This window comes from Acinetobacter kanungonis (assembly GCF_009939195.1).
In the GTDB taxonomy this organism is placed as follows: Bacteria; Pseudomonadota; Gammaproteobacteria; order Pseudomonadales; family Moraxellaceae; genus Acinetobacter; species Acinetobacter kanungonis.
Window position 1 is genome coordinate 64,753 of sequence record NZ_JAACKC010000005.1, and the last position, 15,834, is coordinate 80,586.

Annotated in this window: 19 protein-coding genes and 1 tRNA gene; 10 read left to right on the plus strand and 10 right to left on the minus strand. The window is 40.0% G+C overall.

The features are described from left to right. Window positions 1–33: 33 nt before the first annotated feature. The 4 genes from GWK51_RS11165 (at window position 34) to GWK51_RS11180 (ending at window position 3,951) form a co-directional block, all read left to right on the plus strand. Window positions 34–786 carry a DUF6776 family protein gene (locus GWK51_RS11165; protein WP_161933758.1) on the plus strand — a complete coding sequence of 251 codons (753 nt, stop codon included), beginning with the start codon at window positions 34–36 and terminating at the stop codon, window positions 784–786. 14 nt (window positions 787–800) lie between these two features. Next, the gene (gene clpS / locus GWK51_RS11170) at window positions 801–1,214 is read left to right on the plus strand and encodes an ATP-dependent Clp protease adapter ClpS (RefSeq protein WP_100240720.1); all 414 of its coding nucleotides are present in this window, start codon (window positions 801–803) and stop codon (window positions 1,212–1,214) included. A gap of 9 nt (window positions 1,215–1,223) precedes the next feature. Then, window positions 1,224–3,500, plus strand: a complete 2,277-nt coding sequence (gene clpA, locus GWK51_RS11175) for an ATP-dependent Clp protease ATP-binding subunit ClpA (protein WP_100240721.1) — start codon at window positions 1,224–1,226, stop codon at window positions 3,498–3,500. A gap of 97 nt (window positions 3,501–3,597) precedes the next feature. Beyond that, window positions 3,598–3,951, plus strand: coding sequence for a YnfA family protein (locus GWK51_RS11180; protein WP_142768830.1), 354 nt, complete (start codon window positions 3,598–3,600; stop codon window positions 3,949–3,951). Between the two features lie 14 nt (window positions 3,952–3,965). Here the strand turns inward: GWK51_RS11180 and GWK51_RS11185 are convergent, their stop codons facing one another. The 4 genes from GWK51_RS11185 to GWK51_RS11200 all read right to left on the minus strand — a co-directional run bounded on the left by GWK51_RS11185 (window position 3,966) and on the right by GWK51_RS11200 (window position 6,687). Continuing rightward, the gene (locus GWK51_RS11185; protein WP_161933759.1) at window positions 3,966–4,439 is read right to left on the minus strand and encodes a hypothetical protein; all 474 of its coding nucleotides are present in this window, start codon (window positions 4,437–4,439) and stop codon (window positions 3,966–3,968) included. A gap of 90 nt (window positions 4,440–4,529) precedes the next feature. Continuing rightward, window positions 4,530–5,450, minus strand: coding sequence for an ornithine carbamoyltransferase (gene argF, locus GWK51_RS11190; RefSeq protein ID WP_161933760.1), 921 nt, complete (start codon window positions 5,448–5,450; stop codon window positions 4,530–4,532). 107 nt (window positions 5,451–5,557) lie between these two features. Continuing rightward, window positions 5,558–6,208 carry a TetR/AcrR family transcriptional regulator gene (locus GWK51_RS11195; protein WP_100240725.1) on the minus strand — a complete coding sequence of 217 codons (651 nt, stop codon included), beginning with the start codon at window positions 6,206–6,208 and terminating at the stop codon, window positions 5,558–5,560. A 242-nt stretch (window positions 6,209–6,450) separates the two neighbouring features. Then, window positions 6,451–6,687 carry a hypothetical protein gene (locus tag GWK51_RS11200; RefSeq protein ID WP_161933761.1) on the minus strand — a complete coding sequence of 79 codons (237 nt, stop codon included), beginning with the start codon at window positions 6,685–6,687 and terminating at the stop codon, window positions 6,451–6,453. Window positions 6,688–6,829: 142 nt separating this feature from the next. Between GWK51_RS11200 and GWK51_RS11205 the strand changes: the two genes are divergently transcribed. Beyond that, complete coding sequence (locus GWK51_RS11205; protein ID WP_161933762.1) at window positions 6,830–7,306, plus strand: CinA family protein; 477 nt, start codon at window positions 6,830–6,832, stop codon at window positions 7,304–7,306. Between the two features lie 324 nt (window positions 7,307–7,630). On the opposite strand, the gene GWK51_RS11210 is transcribed toward GWK51_RS11205, so the two are convergent. Genes GWK51_RS11210 through GWK51_RS11235 form a run of 6 tightly spaced genes read right to left on the minus strand, consistent with a single transcriptional unit; the run spans window position 7,631 to window position 13,500 of the window. Next, a complete protein-coding gene (locus GWK51_RS11210) occupies window positions 7,631–8,575 on the minus strand; it encodes a phosphatidate cytidylyltransferase (RefSeq protein ID WP_142768827.1) in 945 nt (314 codons plus the stop codon). Next, window positions 8,572–9,258: a lysophospholipid acyltransferase family protein gene (locus tag GWK51_RS11215; RefSeq protein WP_161933763.1), complete on the minus strand. Its 687-nt coding sequence runs from the start codon at window positions 9,256–9,258 to the stop codon at window positions 8,572–8,574. The genes GWK51_RS11210 and GWK51_RS11215 overlap by 4 nt, the downstream gene beginning before the upstream one ends. 17 nt (window positions 9,259–9,275) lie before the next feature. Then, window positions 9,276–9,716, minus strand: coding sequence for a hypothetical protein (locus GWK51_RS11220; RefSeq protein WP_161933764.1), 441 nt, complete (start codon window positions 9,714–9,716; stop codon window positions 9,276–9,278). Beyond that, a complete protein-coding gene (locus tag GWK51_RS11225) occupies window positions 9,713–11,068 on the minus strand; it encodes a phosphatase PAP2/dual specificity phosphatase family protein (protein WP_161933765.1) in 1,356 nt (451 codons plus the stop codon). Before GWK51_RS11225 ends, GWK51_RS11220 begins: the two co-directional genes overlap by 4 nt. Window positions 11,069–11,074: 6 nt before the next feature. Next, window positions 11,075–12,829 (minus strand): bifunctional alpha/beta hydrolase/class I SAM-dependent methyltransferase, encoded by a 1,755-nt coding sequence (locus GWK51_RS11230; protein ID WP_161933766.1) that lies wholly within the window; start codon window positions 12,827–12,829, stop codon window positions 11,075–11,077. Between the two features lie 35 nt (window positions 12,830–12,864). Next, on the minus strand, window positions 12,865–13,500 hold the full coding sequence (locus tag GWK51_RS11235) for a CDP-alcohol phosphatidyltransferase family protein (protein ID WP_161933767.1): 636 nt from the start codon (window positions 13,498–13,500) through the stop codon (window positions 12,865–12,867). A 157-nt stretch (window positions 13,501–13,657) separates the two neighbouring features. Between GWK51_RS11235 and ybaK the strand changes: the two genes are divergently transcribed. From ybaK to GWK51_RS11260, 5 genes are all read left to right on the plus strand, one after another. Next, window positions 13,658–14,131: a Cys-tRNA(Pro) deacylase gene (gene ybaK / locus GWK51_RS11240; RefSeq protein ID WP_161933768.1), complete on the plus strand. Its 474-nt coding sequence runs from the start codon at window positions 13,658–13,660 to the stop codon at window positions 14,129–14,131. Window positions 14,132–14,378: 247 nt separating this feature from the next. Then, window positions 14,379–14,600 (plus strand): transposase, encoded by a 222-nt coding sequence (locus GWK51_RS11245; RefSeq protein WP_161933769.1) that lies wholly within the window; start codon window positions 14,379–14,381, stop codon window positions 14,598–14,600. A gap of 170 nt (window positions 14,601–14,770) precedes the next feature. Then, the gene (locus GWK51_RS11250; RefSeq protein ID WP_100240736.1) at window positions 14,771–14,980 is read left to right on the plus strand and encodes a cold-shock protein; all 210 of its coding nucleotides are present in this window, start codon (window positions 14,771–14,773) and stop codon (window positions 14,978–14,980) included. A gap of 182 nt (window positions 14,981–15,162) precedes the next feature. Further along, a tRNA-Met gene (locus GWK51_RS11255) sits at window positions 15,163–15,239 on the plus strand. Between the two features lie 216 nt (window positions 15,240–15,455). Continuing rightward, window positions 15,456–15,692 carry a hypothetical protein gene (locus GWK51_RS11260; RefSeq protein ID WP_100240737.1) on the plus strand — a complete coding sequence of 79 codons (237 nt, stop codon included), beginning with the start codon at window positions 15,456–15,458 and terminating at the stop codon, window positions 15,690–15,692. The last annotated feature ends 142 nt before the right edge of the window (window positions 15,693–15,834 follow it).

Sequence of the window (15,834 nt, forward strand, 5' to 3'; positions counted from 1 at the left end):
TGTGTTTTGAATAATTCAAAATAAGAGATGACGATGCAGAATACTGACTCGAACACTACGTCACAATCGAATGATCCAGTCAAAAAGCCTTTTCTCGAAACCAATTTACCTTTGGTTATTAGTGCCGCTGTTTTGGTCATTGGAAGTGGTTTTATTGGCTATTCGGTTGGACATCGACAGGGTTTAACTGTAGTTGGTTATGATGCAGATGCGGAACAACTGGTTGAAGTGGTCCAAAAGCAAAAGCAAACGCTCGAAGACCTGAACAAAAGCATAAATACTTCGGTACAAGAGCGTGATGTGGCCGTAAGTAATTCAAATGATCTATTTGCTGCATTAAATCAGGCGAAAGACAGTGAAACACAGGCACGGAGTTTAAGTGCGCTGTATCGGGAAGTGTTGCGTCAGCGTGGTGGTTTAAGCTTGACGGTTCAGAACCTGAGTATTAAGCCATTACCTGAAAATGCATTTGAATATCAACTGGATTTGGTTCAAGTCAGCCCGAGTAAACGCAATACTTCTGGTCAAGTAGAGTTAAGACTGATTCAAGGTACTGAAGTTTTGGTTGTTCCCATGGAAGATAAAAACTTTAACTTTGATGAGTATGAGCGTTTAACTGGTCGCTGGACCATGCCGAAAGGGTTTAGCCCACAATTTGTAGAGGTTCGTTTAACTGGAACGAATACACCTGTAATTAAGCGCTTTAGTTGGGCGAAAGGGAATGCAGTAGAGACACCAGCTGCCAATATTTCTGAAATTCCACAAGCTGAAGCGAATGCCCAATAGTTGTAAATGATCATATGCGAAATTCAAAACGACAAATTTGTCTAAACGACATTAAAAGCAGTTTCATTCAGTCTGGTTTGGTGGACTGGCATTTTAATCCTCGTTTAGTGGATGAGCCTCAGCATGAAGAGCATGGGGATGTGGCTGTACAGACTGCACCACCCGAATTAAAGCGTCCTCCGCTGTACGCTGTCGTTTTAATGAACGATGATTACACCCCAATGGACTTTGTTATTGAAATTTTACAACAATACTTTGCAATGAATCTTGACCAAGCCACTCAAGTAATGTTAACAGTACATTACGAAGGTAAAGGTATTGCAGGCGTCTATCCAAGAGACATCGCGGAAACCAAAGCGAACCAAGTCAATAATTACGCTCGATCTCAAGGTCATCCTTTACTTTGTCAGATTGAGCCAAAAGATTAAGGGGGTTACATGCTCAGTCGTCAATTAGAAGTATCATTACGTTTGGCTGTTAGCATGGCTCGTCAAAAGAGACATGAGTTCCTAACAGTAGAACATTTGTTATTGGCATTACTGGATAATGACTCTGCCGTGAATGCGCTTAAAGCATGCGGTGCAGATATCATCGTCTTACGTAAAGAATTAGAAGAATACGTAGAACAACATACTCCCAAACTTGGTGAAAATAGCGATCAAGCACCTCATCCAACCGAAAGCTTTGATCGTATTCTGCAACGTGCCATTTTCCATGTTCAATCGAGTGGTGGTGACCGTACTGTAGAGGGGGCTGACATTTTAGTTGCAATGTACTCCGAGCGAGATTCATTTGCAGTTTATTTATTAAAACGTCATCAGATTAACCGTTTGACCTTAACGCAATACCTGTCTCATGGTACGCGTAAAGATGAAGTGCAAGTTGAAGAAGAAGCTGAGGAGTTAGATGGTGAATCGACCTCATCTGCAAATGCAGGTCCTCTAGAGCTTTATACAACGAACCTGAACCACGAGGCACAAAAAGGCAAAACAGATCCGCTGATTGGTCGTGAAAAGGAAATTGAGCGTGCGGCACAAATTTTATGTCGTCGCCGTAAAAATAACCCATTATTGGTGGGTGACCCAGGTGTGGGTAAAACATCGATTGCAGAAGGTTTGGCTTGGTTGATTGTCAATGGCAAGGCGCCAAAACCACTCGCAAATGCAGAAATTTTCAGTCTAGACATCGGTGCATTGGTTGCAGGAACCAAATACCGTGGTGATTTTGAAAAGCGTTTAAAACAATTGTTAAATGCGTTGAAGAAAAAACCAGAAGCTGTGTTATTTATTGATGAAATTCATATGATTATTGGTGCTGGTTCAAGTATGGGCAGTACCATGGATGCATCAAACTTAATTAAACCTGCTTTGGCAAACGGCACTTTACGCTGCATTGGTTCAACAACGTTCCAAGAATATCGTCAAGTGTTTGAGAAAGATCATGCGCTTTCCCGCCGTTTCCAAAAAATTGATGTGAATGAACCATCCATCTCTGAAACGATTGATATTTTACGTGGTTTAAAATCTAAATTTGAAGATTTCCATCATGTGAAATATGACGATAAGGCGTTGGTGTCAGCGGTTGAACTGTCTGCGAAATTTATCAATGATCGTTTCTTACCAGACAAAGCGATTGATGTCATTGATGAAGCAGGTGCACAGCGTCGTTTGAAAGCGGAACAAGATGAAAGCTTGATTACTGTTGAAAATATCGAAGATATTGTTTCCAAGATTGCTCGCATTCCGCCGAAAACCGTATCGAAAGATGATAAAACGGTACTCGAAAACCTTGAACGCGATTTAAAACGCGTGGTGTTCGGTCAAGATGAAGCGATTGAAGCTTTGGCATCTGCCATCAAGCTATCGCGTGCAGGCTTAAAATCGCCAGATAAGCCAGTTGGTAGCTTTGTATTTGCGGGTCCTACGGGGGTCGGTAAAACAGAAGTAACTAAACAGTTGGCAAAACTGTTAGGCGTGGAATTGGTTCGTTTCGATATGTCTGAATATATGGAACGCCATGCAGTTTCACGTTTAATTGGTGCACCTCCTGGTTATGTTGGTTTCGACCAAGGTGGCTTGTTAACAGACGCTATCCATAAAAATCCACATTGCGTATTGTTGTTGGATGAAATTGAAAAAGCGCATCCAGATGTCTTTAACTTGTTATTGCAAATTATGGATCATGGTTCGTTAACTGATAATAATGGTCGTAAATCTGATTTCCGTAATGTGATTTTGGTTCTGACTACCAATATTGGTGCGGAAAGTATTTCCCGTGTCAGCATTGGCTTTATGGAACAAGACAATAGCCGCGACAATCAGGAAGCCATGAAACGAGCGTTCTCGCCAGAATTCCGTAACCGTCTGGATGGTGTGATTCAATTCAAAGCACTGCCTACAACTGTGATTGAAAGTGTGGTGGACAAGTTCCTAACCGAGCTACAAGCGCAACTTGATGACAAGAAAGTGATTCTTGAAGTAGACCAAAGCGCACGTGAGTGGATGGCAGAGCATGGTTATGATCGCCTCATGGGTGCTCGTCCAATGCAAAGATTGATTCAAGAACACTTGAAGAAACCACTTGCTGAAATGATTCTGTTTGGTGAGTTGGCGGAACATGGCGGCAATGTTGCAGTTTCTGTGAAAATGGAAAATGGCGAAGCCGTTGGCTTGAAACTTGAAGTGTTCGAAGACCAAACTGCTGAACCTGCTTAAGTTTAGGTTTCATTAATAACCCGTGTTTACACGGGTTATTTTTTGCTTATTACTTTTAAATCTTTATATCAATTTTGTCGCAGTGACTAATCTCTCTATGGATATCCCTTTACTCAAAGTTTTTACTACTTTTTTCTTATTTCTACTGACAGCCATCGCAGAGATTCTGGGTTGCTATTTTCCGTATTTAATTTTAAATCAAGGGCGTTCTTATTGGTTGTGGATACCGACTGCACTGAGTTTGGCTATTTTCGTGTGGTTATTGACTTTACATCCCGCTGCTTCAGGACGCATCTATGCAGCTTATGGGGGAATTTATATTTTTACCGCACTGATGTGGCTACGCTATGTCGATCAAATCATGCTTTCAAGATGGGATATGCTTGGTGGTGCGATCGTATTGCTTGGAGCTGCAGTAATTATTCTGCAACCCCAAGGGCTTATTCGTTAAAAGATCAAACTATTTTATTCAAAATTGCAGTCTGAGTTTTTTAGGCTAAGGTCATAATTTTTCTGTTCTGCTGTCAGTTTGATTTTAACCTGATAAGGATTGACTCGCTGAAATTGATGTTCAAAAAATTTAGGACAACTATGTACCAAGTTTTTTTTCATCATTTCATGTACTTGGCGATCACCAATATCTTGAGCAAACTGTTTGAAATCAGGCGAAGTAATTAAGCCTGAAATCTCAACGTGATCTGCATATAAACGCATTTTTTCGATCACGATGTTTTGATCCAGCTGGTAAGGCATGGTACGTGAATCTTCATCACTGATGTAATCCAGAATTTCATTCAGCGCAGTGGTATTTTTAATACTGTAATTTTGATCGACTATTTTTTTCTTTAATAGATATTGATCTAACTCGGTAGGTTGGGCAATTGCAAGTGTGGTGAGCGAACAGGTGCATACACCTAAAATTATCTTTTTTAATTGCATGTGTTGAAATCACTTATTGAGCTTATGTTTTTGATTATATCGTCGCAACTATTAAAAAAGCACCCTAAGGTGCTTTTTTAAGACTAATTTCTAATCATTTTTTAGATTTTCATTGATGAGGAATTCAACCAATGCTTTTTGTGCATGTAAGCGATTTTCAGCTTCATCCCAAACTACTGCATTCATGTGATCCAACATGGTTTCTGAAATTTCTTCACCGCGGTGTGCAGGTAAGCAGTGCATAAATAAACAATCTGGATGCGCAAGATTCATTAAGCGTTCATTGACTTGATAATCTGCAAAAGCTTGCTCACGGATTTTCTGTTCTTCTTCTTGTCCCATGCTGGCCCAAACATCGGTCACGATCAGGTCTGCATTTACAGCAGCATCTTCTGCTGAATCGACTAACTCCACACAGTGTGCAAATTCAGACAAGAATTTCTCTTGTGGTTCATAACCTTTAGGCGCTGCAATCTTTAATTTAAAGCCCCACATGTGTGCTGCTTCAATATATGAATTACACATATTGTTGCCATCACCAATCCAAGCCACAGTTTTGCCCTCAATTGGACCACGGTGTTCAAGGAAAGTTTGCATATCTGCCAATAATTGACATGGATGGTGATCATCGGTCAAGGCATTGATAACAGGTACTTTTGAATAAGAAGCAAAGCGTTCTACAATGTCATGTCCAAAAGTACGGATCATGACAATATCCAACATACTTGAAATGACGCGGGCTGAATCTTCAATAGGTTCACCACGACCTAGCTGAGTATCACGCGGAGACAAGAAAATGGCGCTACCACCAAATTGGCTCATACCAGCTTCAAACGAAACGCGTGTTCGGGTGCTCGATTTTTCAAAAATCATGCCCATGACTTTGCCAACAAAAGGTTGAAAAACTTCATTGTTGTGTTGCTTTCGTTTAAGTTCGATTGCACGTTGCAAAATTTGGTTGAGTTCTAAAGTCGATAAATCGCGTAAAGTGAGAAAGTGACGTAGAGCCATGGTTACTCCACAATAATTGCTGTCTTTAAGCACAACAATTAGTTGTTGGTTGGTTAAAAGAAAAGACTAACAGTTATATACTATAAATGTTAGGAAATGCAAAAAATCTAGGCTTTTTGATGACCGTCTAAGAAGCGATCAACACAATAATGAATATATTTTAAGTTTTCTTGCTCATTTTCTTGAACATAGATGTTCATGAGTACTTGCCATTCCAAATTTCTAACGATGCCAAAGAATAATTGTGCCGAGTAGTTTGGCTCTGTACAGGTAATTAACCCCAGCTCGTCTGCTTTGGCTAGAATGTTGGCAATGATGGTCTGGATGTGTTTTGGACCTTGCTCATGGATATGTTGCGCCAACTGAGTGCTGCGCTGGGTTTGTTCCATAATTAGGCGGAAGAATGAGGCATTCTCAGGTAAGACCAAATGCAATTGAAGGTTTAATAAGGTTTGAATCAGATAACTGCGTAAATCGTGCTTGGTAAAATCAAACGGTGTACAGATATCTTTAAAAAATTGCTCACGGCGAAAGTCACAAATGGCAGTAAAGAGACCTTCCTTGTTGCCGAAATATTTATAGATAGATGCTTTCGAGCCACCCGCATGATTGACAATATCATCAAGCGAAACCGCATCATAGCCATGCTGCAAAAACAACTCATTTGCACTTATTAAGAGTGCATGACATCGCTCATGACCGCGTTTGGTCTGAGGAACATCACGTGCGAGTGGTTCTAAATCAGCTAGATCATGCATAATCGGAAAAAAGAAGCTCTTACAATTTACTTGAAATTATAGCAAAAGTTTGCGCAAGATTTCTTAATCCCTAGGATTTATATGTATTTCTCGTGTTATGTGCTGCATTTATTGAAGTTAATGAGGGGTATAGATGATTAAATGAGTGATATTGTTGGCATAATAAAAATCTGTGTTGGATTTTGTATTACAGCAACATGGAGAAATTCTTCTCCATGTCCATTAGATCTCATCGATATTGATTAAGCATCCAGCGCGATAACTTTGACCAAAATGGTTTGGCTTTCTTCAAAGTCGTCTTGAATTTGCTTGCGCTGCATTTCTTTACTTTTGACTTTGAAATCACGATTTTGGAAATGAACAACGAGAGGAATCTGATCAAAATATTGACCATCTACATCAAGCTCTTCTTCAAACAGTGGCGTACCAAGTTGATAATCTTTACTTTTTAAAACCACATATTTGACGGTCGTTTTCATTGTAATCTCTGCCTTTATATCCATGCTTTATTTTTAGTTGTATCAGTTTTTAACGGGGGAATAAACCGTTATGCTTATGGTTTGACTACGAATTGGACAAATAGCACTTTTATATTCAATTTGAAACTTTTGGGGAAATTTGATGCTGAAGCAATGTTGTGATGAATTAGAGCGGCGGCAACTGACCATTGCCTTTATTGAAAGTGCCAGTTCAGGGTATTTGTGTAGTCAATTTTCGATTCATAAACATAGTGGTGCAGACATTTTACTCGGTAGTCTGGTGTGCTATGACCCGAGCATTAAAGTTCAGGTATTACATATTTGTCCTGAATTAATTGAGCGTTATTCGGCTGAATCTGCCGAAGTCACTCATGCCTTGGCGGAAGCAGGCGCAAAATTTTTTGTAGCTGCGGATGTCATTGTCGCCTGTACAGGGCTATTAAAACCTGGGGGAAGTGCGACAGCTGAAAAGCCTGAAGGTACGTTTTATATCTGCATGCTGTTTCGAGAAACATATTACGATTTTCATTATGTGATTGAAGGTACACCCGAACAGCGTTTGCAGATTTTAACTGAATATGTTGCATCTTCTGTTTATGAATTGATTACTCAACACTAAGTCTCTTTAACCACGTTGAGAATGTATGGTTTGGTTAATAATGTTTCATTTGTGTCTATAAATGTCAAAATTTGTCACATTTTTGGGTTGTAAATGTAGTTTAAACATGTCTAAATATAACTACCTCTCAAGAAATGGAGGTGGGGTATGAAAGCTTTAGAATTATTAATAACGTCATCGTCGGTATTGATGTTGATGGTTGTAATTTATGCCTTTGGGCAAATGATGCATTAACAATTTGGTAAGCAGCGCATGTTTCATCAAGCAAAATAAACCCTAGTTTAAAAACTAGGGTTTATGCTGTGCGGGTTAGGAATCTTCGTCTTAACTCCACCAATAACGTAGAATATGAAAGAAAATGGGTGCGGAAAAACAGATGGAATCGATACGATCGAGCATACCGCCATGTCCATGAATCAATTGTCCCCAGTCTTTTACGCCACGATCTCTTTTAATGGCAGACATAACCAGTCCGCCAAAAAAACCAAAGACACATACAATTAAACCAATGAGCGCTGCTTGCCAGTAGCTAAATGGGGTTAACCATTTCATAAGCATGCCGAGACCTGTTGCCAGAACGATACCACCCAAAAGGCCTTCAATGGTTTTTGACGGAGAAAGAATGGGAGCAACTTTATGCTTTCCGAAGAGTTTCCCGCAGACGTACTGCAACACATCGGAAGCTTGCACCACAATAATCAGCCAGATGGCCAACCAAATTTTTTCGCCTTGAAAACCGGGTAATTTTAAATTGATTAAAGCAGGCACATGCGAAATACAGAATACGCAGACCATTAAACCCCATTGGATTTTGGCGCTACGTTCTAAAAAGTGAGTGGTATCTTCTTGTTTTAAACTGGCAATTGGAATTAACAGAAACACATACAAGGGAATGAAAATCGAATATAAGCCGTACCAATCGATATAGACCAAGTAATACTGATAGGGAATTACAAAGTAAAAGGCGATGAGTAAAGGAAAATAATCGCCACGGCGCGTCGGCAGTAAGCTAATAAATTCTCTTAAGGCAAAAAGTGAAATGAGGGCAAATAACAGGATGAAGGTGACTTTGCCCAGCAAGATTGCGGTGGCCAGTACAATCAACATCACCCACCATGCATTGATCCGCGCATTGAGATTATCAATGACAGGAGCAGCCTGTTGTCCAGCCCGTTGTTTTAATATCCAGCCGACTGTCGAGGCAAAGATCAAAATGCCAGTAAAAATAGCAAACAGTAAATAGGTCTGCTGTAAATTAGAGACGGTCATTGGAATTCAACCTCTTTTAGCTCTAAAAGTGCCTGCTGTGCTTGTTTGAGGAAGTCCGCTTTATTGGTATCTGGAGTGATGATTAAGGGAGCACCAAAAATCACGGTCGATAACAATGGTAGTGGGACTAAAGCACCTTTAGGCATGACCCGTTTAAGATTTGAAATCCAAACTGGAATCACTTCCACTTCAGGGAATTGCTGACTTAAATGATAGAGCCCACTTTTAAAAGGAAGTAGCTCGGCATCGTCATTTAAATTGCGTGTACCTTCAGGGAAAAAGATAATGGAATCACCTTGCTGAAGGACGGTTTTGATCGGTTCGAGTGGATCGGACAGACCATCATGGCTTCTTTGAATGGTCACCCCTGTAAAGGTATCGTATATCAGAAAGCGACGGAATCCATCTTTTTGCCAATAATCTGATGCAGCGACAGGTCGCGTTTTACGGCGTACAGGCGTTGGTAAGGAAGACCACAATAAAATAAAGTCGATATGGCTATTGTGATTGGCATAGTAAATTCGCTGCTTGGTGGCAGGTTTACAGCCAACCCATAAGCTACGGGCACCCGTTAAAAGTCGTGCGCTGCGACGGGTGAGAAAGGCAATAAAGCGTGCCAAAGCCTGAGTAAAGAAATGTGCTTTATGTACGGTTTCAGCTTGGGAGGAATTTGTGCTTTGCATAAAGTCACCGAATTTTATTATTGTTTCAATAAAAATATCATGAGCGATATTAAAACGATATATTGGCATAAGACTACAGCTACATGCAGCTTAAATAAGCGCATACAGCCTTGAATACGGATGTCCCAACTACGCTGAGTCTTGTCTGCAGGAATGAATCCTAATTCGAGTAAACCACGATCTAGTTCGGCGGTTTGTTGTGTCACATCCTTTTTCGTATCGCTAGTTTCAAATGTTGTACCAATTAACTTTAGCAGTTCGGCATCAAATTGAATCCGAATACTGAGATAGTGTTGTAATAGGCATAAACTAAAAATAACAATCAGTGAAAGATAAATAACAATGGATTGCCAAGCATAAAAAAAATACGCCAAAACAGACAAGCTAAAAGCGACGTAGCCCGAATTTCTTATACCTTCAGTACTTTCTAGAAGCTTGGCGACAATCAGTAATTTCATGTCTTCACCTGCTGTTTTAGATATTCTTTCTGGTAGGTATCAATATAGCCCAGTTGTTTGGCGCTCAGGACAATCCACGGACGTGCTTTGCGGATGATATGAATGGCAGCTTCAACATTGTCTACCTGATTGGTTTGAATAAGCCAAGCTGCAAGGACACTGCTACTGCGTGAATAACCTAAGGCACAAAAAATCAAAACACTGTTAGAACTTTGCCGTTGTGACATCAATTGGTTAAATGCCTGCACAGCCAAATGTAATTGCTCGGGTTGAACAGGGATTAAATCCAGACTTAAATATTGTTGATAGTTTTGCTGTTGTTTCAGTGGAAGTTCAGCACAACAATCCAATAAGCCTGTATATGATTTTGCATGTTGATGAGATGGAATTCGTCCTAGATAAATTTTGGTGTTGTTATGATTTAAAATCAATGAATCTTCAGTATGTGATCTGGTCCAGAGGCGACTATTTAGTTTAGCTAGGCACAAATAAGGGGCAAACAGAATCCATGCGGCAATGCTCATGCTGCCATCTGCTTGTTTTTGGAAAAAATGTGGACGATTCAGTGCGTATGCGCAAGCCACCAAGAAGAAACTACTGGCTGGATAAGCCAACCAAAGTGCCCAGCCTTGTAGATAAAGTGCCAAAAATGCTAAAGGCATGGCCACGATCAGATAATAACAGGCAAATTTAAAATGTCGGAGTGTGCGTTGTTGTACTTTCTCAGCATGTAATGGCGATATGGTATGTAGAGGAAATAGCCATAAACATAAGGCACCGACCCATATTCCTGTCGGGATATCGATAAAATGGTGCTGCCAAGTGGTGAGAACGGATACACCAATCAGGAAACTCCACAAGTGTACGACCCAGCGATAAGCCGAAGCTACATGACGGCGGTAGAAATCCCACAGGATTATGAGCAACACAATATGTAAGGATGGCGCTTGATTAAAAGGTTTGTCAAAACCCATCAGAATATCAAACCAAAGACCAAAGAAGCCGTGTAACTCTGGGCGCTCAAAACTGAATTTCAGTGGAAATAACAAAAAACAGCTAATCGAAATGAGTTGTGCGCTGAATAAACGTAGGACATGCTGCTTGAGTTCAAATTTATTCCAGCACAGTAGCAAAGACAGACCATAAAACAAGTCTATTGACCAATAAGGAACAATCGTCCAAGGCCATAAAGGAATATATTTTTCCCAAGCGAATACAATACTTGGGACATCACTGAGGCCGGCAGCATAATGATTGGCAAAGCCATAACTCAGAAAGAAGAATGGGGCAAGAAAGAGCAGGCAGAGAACACCCCATTTCCATGTGCCTGCCTGATGTGTGAATGTCTGCATGGAGGCTTAGGACTCGATTTTTTGTGCAACTGAAACTGTGAAAATGCCAAATTCATCTATACATTGGTCAATTTTCTTAAAGCCAGCTTGTTCGACTAACGCATCCATTTCTGCTTGCGAGCGCAGACGCATGACCCATGCTTCACCTTCACGATGCGACGTGAGCGCACGGGCAATAAATTCCTGCTGCGGATGCCAGATCTGTCCTGTATAAATTAGATAGCCATCTTTTAACATGGCTTTATTCAGCCCCGTCAGAGATTGACGTAATAGATCGTTGTCACTGAATAGCTCATACAAACCTGAAACAACGGCCAAAGTGGCTTTCGGCTTAATACTTGCCAATGATTCGGTATCAAACGCATCTGCTTGAACAAAATTGGCAATTTGGCTTAAGCCTCTTTCCTGAATTAAGGCTTGTCCAGCGTCAACATTCAGTTCGCTATAGTCACGCAGCAGAATGGATTCAGGTGGTTTAGGTAGTTGTGCAACCGCATCGAGAATATAACGCCCATGACCGGCTGCAATATCTAGAATACGCACAGGTTTGCGTTTCTTGATTAATAAAGCGGCATACTTTTCCAGTAATGCTTCAATATTTTGTTTGCGGACGCGAATACCTTTCCAGCCAATGGCATTTAAATATTGCTGATCAATCACTTTCCCTAAGGCATTTTGACTTTCAGGATGGTTGCGATAAACAAAGTCTAAAGTACTGCCAGAGTCATAACCTGTTTGTTCGCCAATTTTCAGCCCGATAGAAAATAGACTGCCGAATTTGAGCTGACGTTGGGTTAGATTCCAAAACAACTGTTTCAGGGAAGTTCTGGGCAGGGCTTGGCTAAACTGTTCCGCTGTAGAGCAACTGGCACCAATTTTATCGGCATGAAGAACAGCTGGAGAGTGATAAGGTTCGGCAAAACATTGCAGAATAAAACGTCTGACTTTTTGCACGGCAATGTCTCGGTTTTGTTCACCTAAAGTGTCGTGAAAAAAACCTTCGAGGACATGAAATTCTTTGTTGGGATGAGCCAAGCGTTCATAGAATTCACGTTGTGGTTTTTGCTGAACCACAAAATCTGAACCTGAACAGAGTACTTGGGTCGGGACATAGATATTCTGCGCATCTGCAACCAAACGTTCGGCTGCATCATAAAGCCCAAGTAACATGCGTACTGAAATGGCTCGGGCAATTTTCGGATCATGATCATAATGCTTTGCACGTTCAGCATCATGCGTCAGCATTTTGGCTTTGACATAACTTTGAATGAAAAAATTACCACGTAATTTATTCAGTACAGTCAGTCCCTTTCGGGCGAATGGCACATATAACTTAATATCAAAGGCAGGAGAAGCTAAGCACAAGGCACGAATTTTAGGTGCATAGTCGTGTACCCATGTTGCAGCCAATACTGCACCAACGCTTTGCCCAATAATCGCAATATTCTCAGGGGCTATGGCATAGGTGGTTTCAATATGCTGAATGAAAGATTGAATATCTTTTACACAAGCAGAAAAACTCGGTGCATCGCCACGTTCACCAGGAGATTCGCCGTGACCGCGGGCATCCCATGCAAAAAAGTCAAAGTCAGGAAGATTGAGTTCTTCAACTAAATGTGCCATCCGCCCAGAGTGCTCATGTCCACGGTGAAACATGACAATCGCTTTTTTCTCAGGGTTGTGTGCAGAAGCCCAGTGCTGATAGAACAGGGATGTACCATCATGGCTGCTAAAATATTGCTGACTATTGTTGTAATGCATGTTTTATAGTCCTGAAGAAGAATTATTTAAATGGTTTAGATTGCGTTGCGAATACGGTTATAAAGGGTGATAAAAAGCAAGACCAAAATGACTACCAAAAGCCCATTGCTCATCAGTTGTTGTAATTTAAAAGTCAGATGTTCTGAAAAAGATTGGCTTAATACATAAAAGATAGCTAACAGACTAAACCAGAAAGCACGGTCACTTTTCCCCATTGGTCCATCATAACGACGCTCTTGACCCACGATCGGCGCCATTACCCCAGCATATTCAGTCAAGATGGATAAGAATACGACCATGAACAGTAAGGGTGCAGAGATACAACTCATCACCATAAAGCAAAGATAAAGCGCCGTATCGGAGATGACATCACACAGTTCATTCAGGTAGGCACCCAGCTTGGATTGTTGCTGAAATTCACGGGCTAACATGCCATCAATCGCGTTAAATGCCATGCGAAGCAACATCCATAGAGGAATGAGCAGGAAATATGCGGCATGTGCTGTTGGCTGTGTGTGAAACAAATATACTAAAGCCCCTGCAATAAGTAGGGAGATGAACATGGCAAATAGCGTTACTTGATTCGCACTAATGCCATGTTGATAAAGGCGACGAACCAAAGGTCGCAATAAATTTTGAAATGCGGGTTTCAGTTGATAAATAGAGGGCATTGGTATTATTAAGTATCGTGTTCTGGCTAAATTGTACTCATTTCAGTTGACGCAATTCAAGCAATGTCCTATTTAAAACACAATAGCCTAAGCTAAGTTCACATTTTTATTCTTAAAAGCCTATAATTATTCGGTTTATTTCAATCGTAGACGCAAAATGACGCCAGCCTGCAAATTATTAAAAAGCAAAAAAATTGATTACTCCATTCATGAATATGAACATGATGCGAATGCCAAAAGTTTTGGTCTCGAAGCTGCCGAAAAACTGAATTTAAAAGTTGAGGAAGTGTTTAAGACCTTGCTTGTAACTGATGATAAGAATTTTTATGTTGCGATTTTACCCGTTCATCATTTATTAAACTTAAAGAAAGTGGCTTCTGCGGTAGGGGCTAAAAAACTGCATATGGCAGATCCGAAAGATGCTGAACGCCTAACGGGTTATCTGGTCGGTGGCATTAGTCCGGTTGGACAAAAGAAAAGGCTGAAAACCGTGATTGATGAAAGCGCTCAAGCCTTGGCAAAAATCTATGTCAGTGGTGGAAAGCGTGGTTTGGATATTGGTTTGTCACCGCAAGATTTAAGTGCAGTACTCGGTGCCGTATTCGCTGATGTCGTGGATGAAAAACCATAAGTAATTTTGTCTGGTTTGCTTGTGAAGTCAAGATCGCGTAGTATGGCGCCATCTAAGTGTGATCTGCTTGGATATATTGATAGTTGGTATTAAGTTTTTTAGTACCACTTTTCTACATGATTTGCTGATGTAAATATTATAAGTTCTCAGGCAAAATGCCTCTTTATAGAATAAACCTAAACTCTCCTATGGTCTTATTTATGAAATACTTCTCTGTTTGCAAAGGCTCAGTATATGAGTAATTAATTTGAATTTTTTAAATGGCTGGACAACAGCTAAAGCCATCAATGGCGATGAAATACGTGTAAAAATTGTTCCCTTAAAGCGAATGCAAAATAATTTATTTGGGGTCAGTTGGGTTGAGGTCGGCAAACAAATTGAATTTGAGTCTGGCGAGACCTGTATCCTGAATGTCGACGGTAAATCCTTTTATAAAGGGATGCACAAGCTTTATAAGCTTAATTGTTAGAATTTCTATCATTTGCCGAATAAAGCGTATATGATATACGCCACTAGAATAATAATTTTATTGTGTTTACTGATTGTATTGTGTTGTTGATTTTCATCCTTCATTTTATCAAAGGTTTATGTGTAATAAATTATTTTCTATTCTTAGCTCAATCCTATAGGAAATATCTTATGTCAAATTTAACGACTGGTACTGTAAAGTGGTTTAACGAAACTAAAGGTTTTGGTTTTATTGCAACTGACAATGGTGAAGACGTATTCGCGCATTTCAGCGAAATCCAAAGCAATGGCTTTAAAACTTTACAAGAAGGTCAGCGCGTGCAATTCACTGTGACTGCAGGGAAAAAAGGTGCACAAGCAAGTGGCATTACAGTAATCTAAGTCTGATTAGATTGCTTGAATCAAAAAGCTCGCGTTATGCGGGCTTTTTTCTTGGTTGATCGAAAAATGAGTAAAAATCTACACTTTCTATATAATTTAGTCATTTTTTACACAATTAGGTGGTGAATTTGAAATAAAGTTTGCTTTAATTTGAATTTAGGCGTATAAAGTCAACTCGTTGATGCGGGATGGAGCAGTCTGGTAGCTCGTCGGGCTCATAACCCGAAGGTCGTTGGTTCAAATCCAGCTCCCGCTACCAACGAAAAAAGATTCAAGTTTTATAGCCCAGTCTTCTTAGATTGGGTTTTTTTATGCCTAATGGATTTGGGATCTATCTACATCTTCCGACCAGCGATATGCCTCAGTGCTGTTCTAATCATTTCACTTTTCTTCTCATTTTAGATTGCTAGCTATTTACACTTAATTCAGGTACAAGTAATCAAGGCTTAGTAGTAGAACAATAGAGGATAAACACGTGAGTGACTTGAATTTAGAATTTTTAGATCAAACCCTAGATAAGTACGAAGCAAAAGGTAAAAAAATTAAGAAAATTCGTATCGGCTATAAGCTTTATGCAAAATTTATGATTGATCAAAAGTTTGCAGATGAAGTAATTAACTCGGCATTAGATCCTGATAAGCGTTCGTATCGAGGCGTAAGAGTTAAAATCACCCATGATGATTATGAACTGACCTTTTTAATGAAAAATTAATCAGTTGTTGTGAGCCAATTTTTGAACCTACTCAATAGCAGTAGGTTTTTTATTATCAGTGTCTTAGAAATCAAGAGATCAATACTAACTTTACACAAAGTTACTTAGTGTTAAATAAAAGAAACAAAAAATAAGAGAATGT

Coding starts and splice junctions, on each gene's coding strand:
- GWK51_RS11165 (WP_161933758.1), top strand. CDS start 34: ATGCAGAATACTGACTCGAACACTACGTCACAATCGAATGATCCAGTC.
- clpS (WP_100240720.1), top strand. CDS start 801: ATGCGAAATTCAAAACGACAAATTTGTCTAAACGACATTAAAAGCAGT.
- clpA (WP_100240721.1), top strand. CDS start 1,224: ATGCTCAGTCGTCAATTAGAAGTATCATTACGTTTGGCTGTTAGCATG.
- GWK51_RS11180 (WP_142768830.1), top strand. CDS start 3,598: ATGGATATCCCTTTACTCAAAGTTTTTACTACTTTTTTCTTATTTCTA.
- GWK51_RS11185 (WP_161933759.1), bottom strand. CDS start 4,439: ATGCAATTAAAAAAGATAATTTTAGGTGTATGCACCTGTTCGCTCACC.
- argF (WP_161933760.1), bottom strand. CDS start 5,450: ATGGCTCTACGTCACTTTCTCACTTTACGCGATTTATCGACTTTAGAA.
- GWK51_RS11195 (WP_100240725.1), bottom strand. CDS start 6,208: ATGCATGATCTAGCTGATTTAGAACCACTCGCACGTGATGTTCCTCAG.
- GWK51_RS11200 (WP_161933761.1), bottom strand. CDS start 6,687: ATGAAAACGACCGTCAAATATGTGGTTTTAAAAAGTAAAGATTATCAA.
- GWK51_RS11205 (WP_161933762.1), top strand. CDS start 6,830: ATGCTGAAGCAATGTTGTGATGAATTAGAGCGGCGGCAACTGACCATT.
- GWK51_RS11210 (WP_142768827.1), bottom strand. CDS start 8,575: ATGACCGTCTCTAATTTACAGCAGACCTATTTACTGTTTGCTATTTTT.
- GWK51_RS11215 (WP_161933763.1), bottom strand. CDS start 9,258: ATGCAAAGCACAAATTCCTCCCAAGCTGAAACCGTACATAAAGCACAT.
- GWK51_RS11220 (WP_161933764.1), bottom strand. CDS start 9,716: ATGAAATTACTGATTGTCGCCAAGCTTCTAGAAAGTACTGAAGGTATA.
- GWK51_RS11225 (WP_161933765.1), bottom strand. CDS start 11,068: ATGCAGACATTCACACATCAGGCAGGCACATGGAAATGGGGTGTTCTC.
- GWK51_RS11230 (WP_161933766.1), bottom strand. CDS start 12,829: ATGCATTACAACAATAGTCAGCAATATTTTAGCAGCCATGATGGTACA.
- GWK51_RS11235 (WP_161933767.1), bottom strand. CDS start 13,500: ATGCCCTCTATTTATCAACTGAAACCCGCATTTCAAAATTTATTGCGA.
- ybaK (WP_161933768.1), top strand. CDS start 13,658: ATGACGCCAGCCTGCAAATTATTAAAAAGCAAAAAAATTGATTACTCC.
- GWK51_RS11250 (WP_100240736.1), top strand. CDS start 14,771: ATGTCAAATTTAACGACTGGTACTGTAAAGTGGTTTAACGAAACTAAA.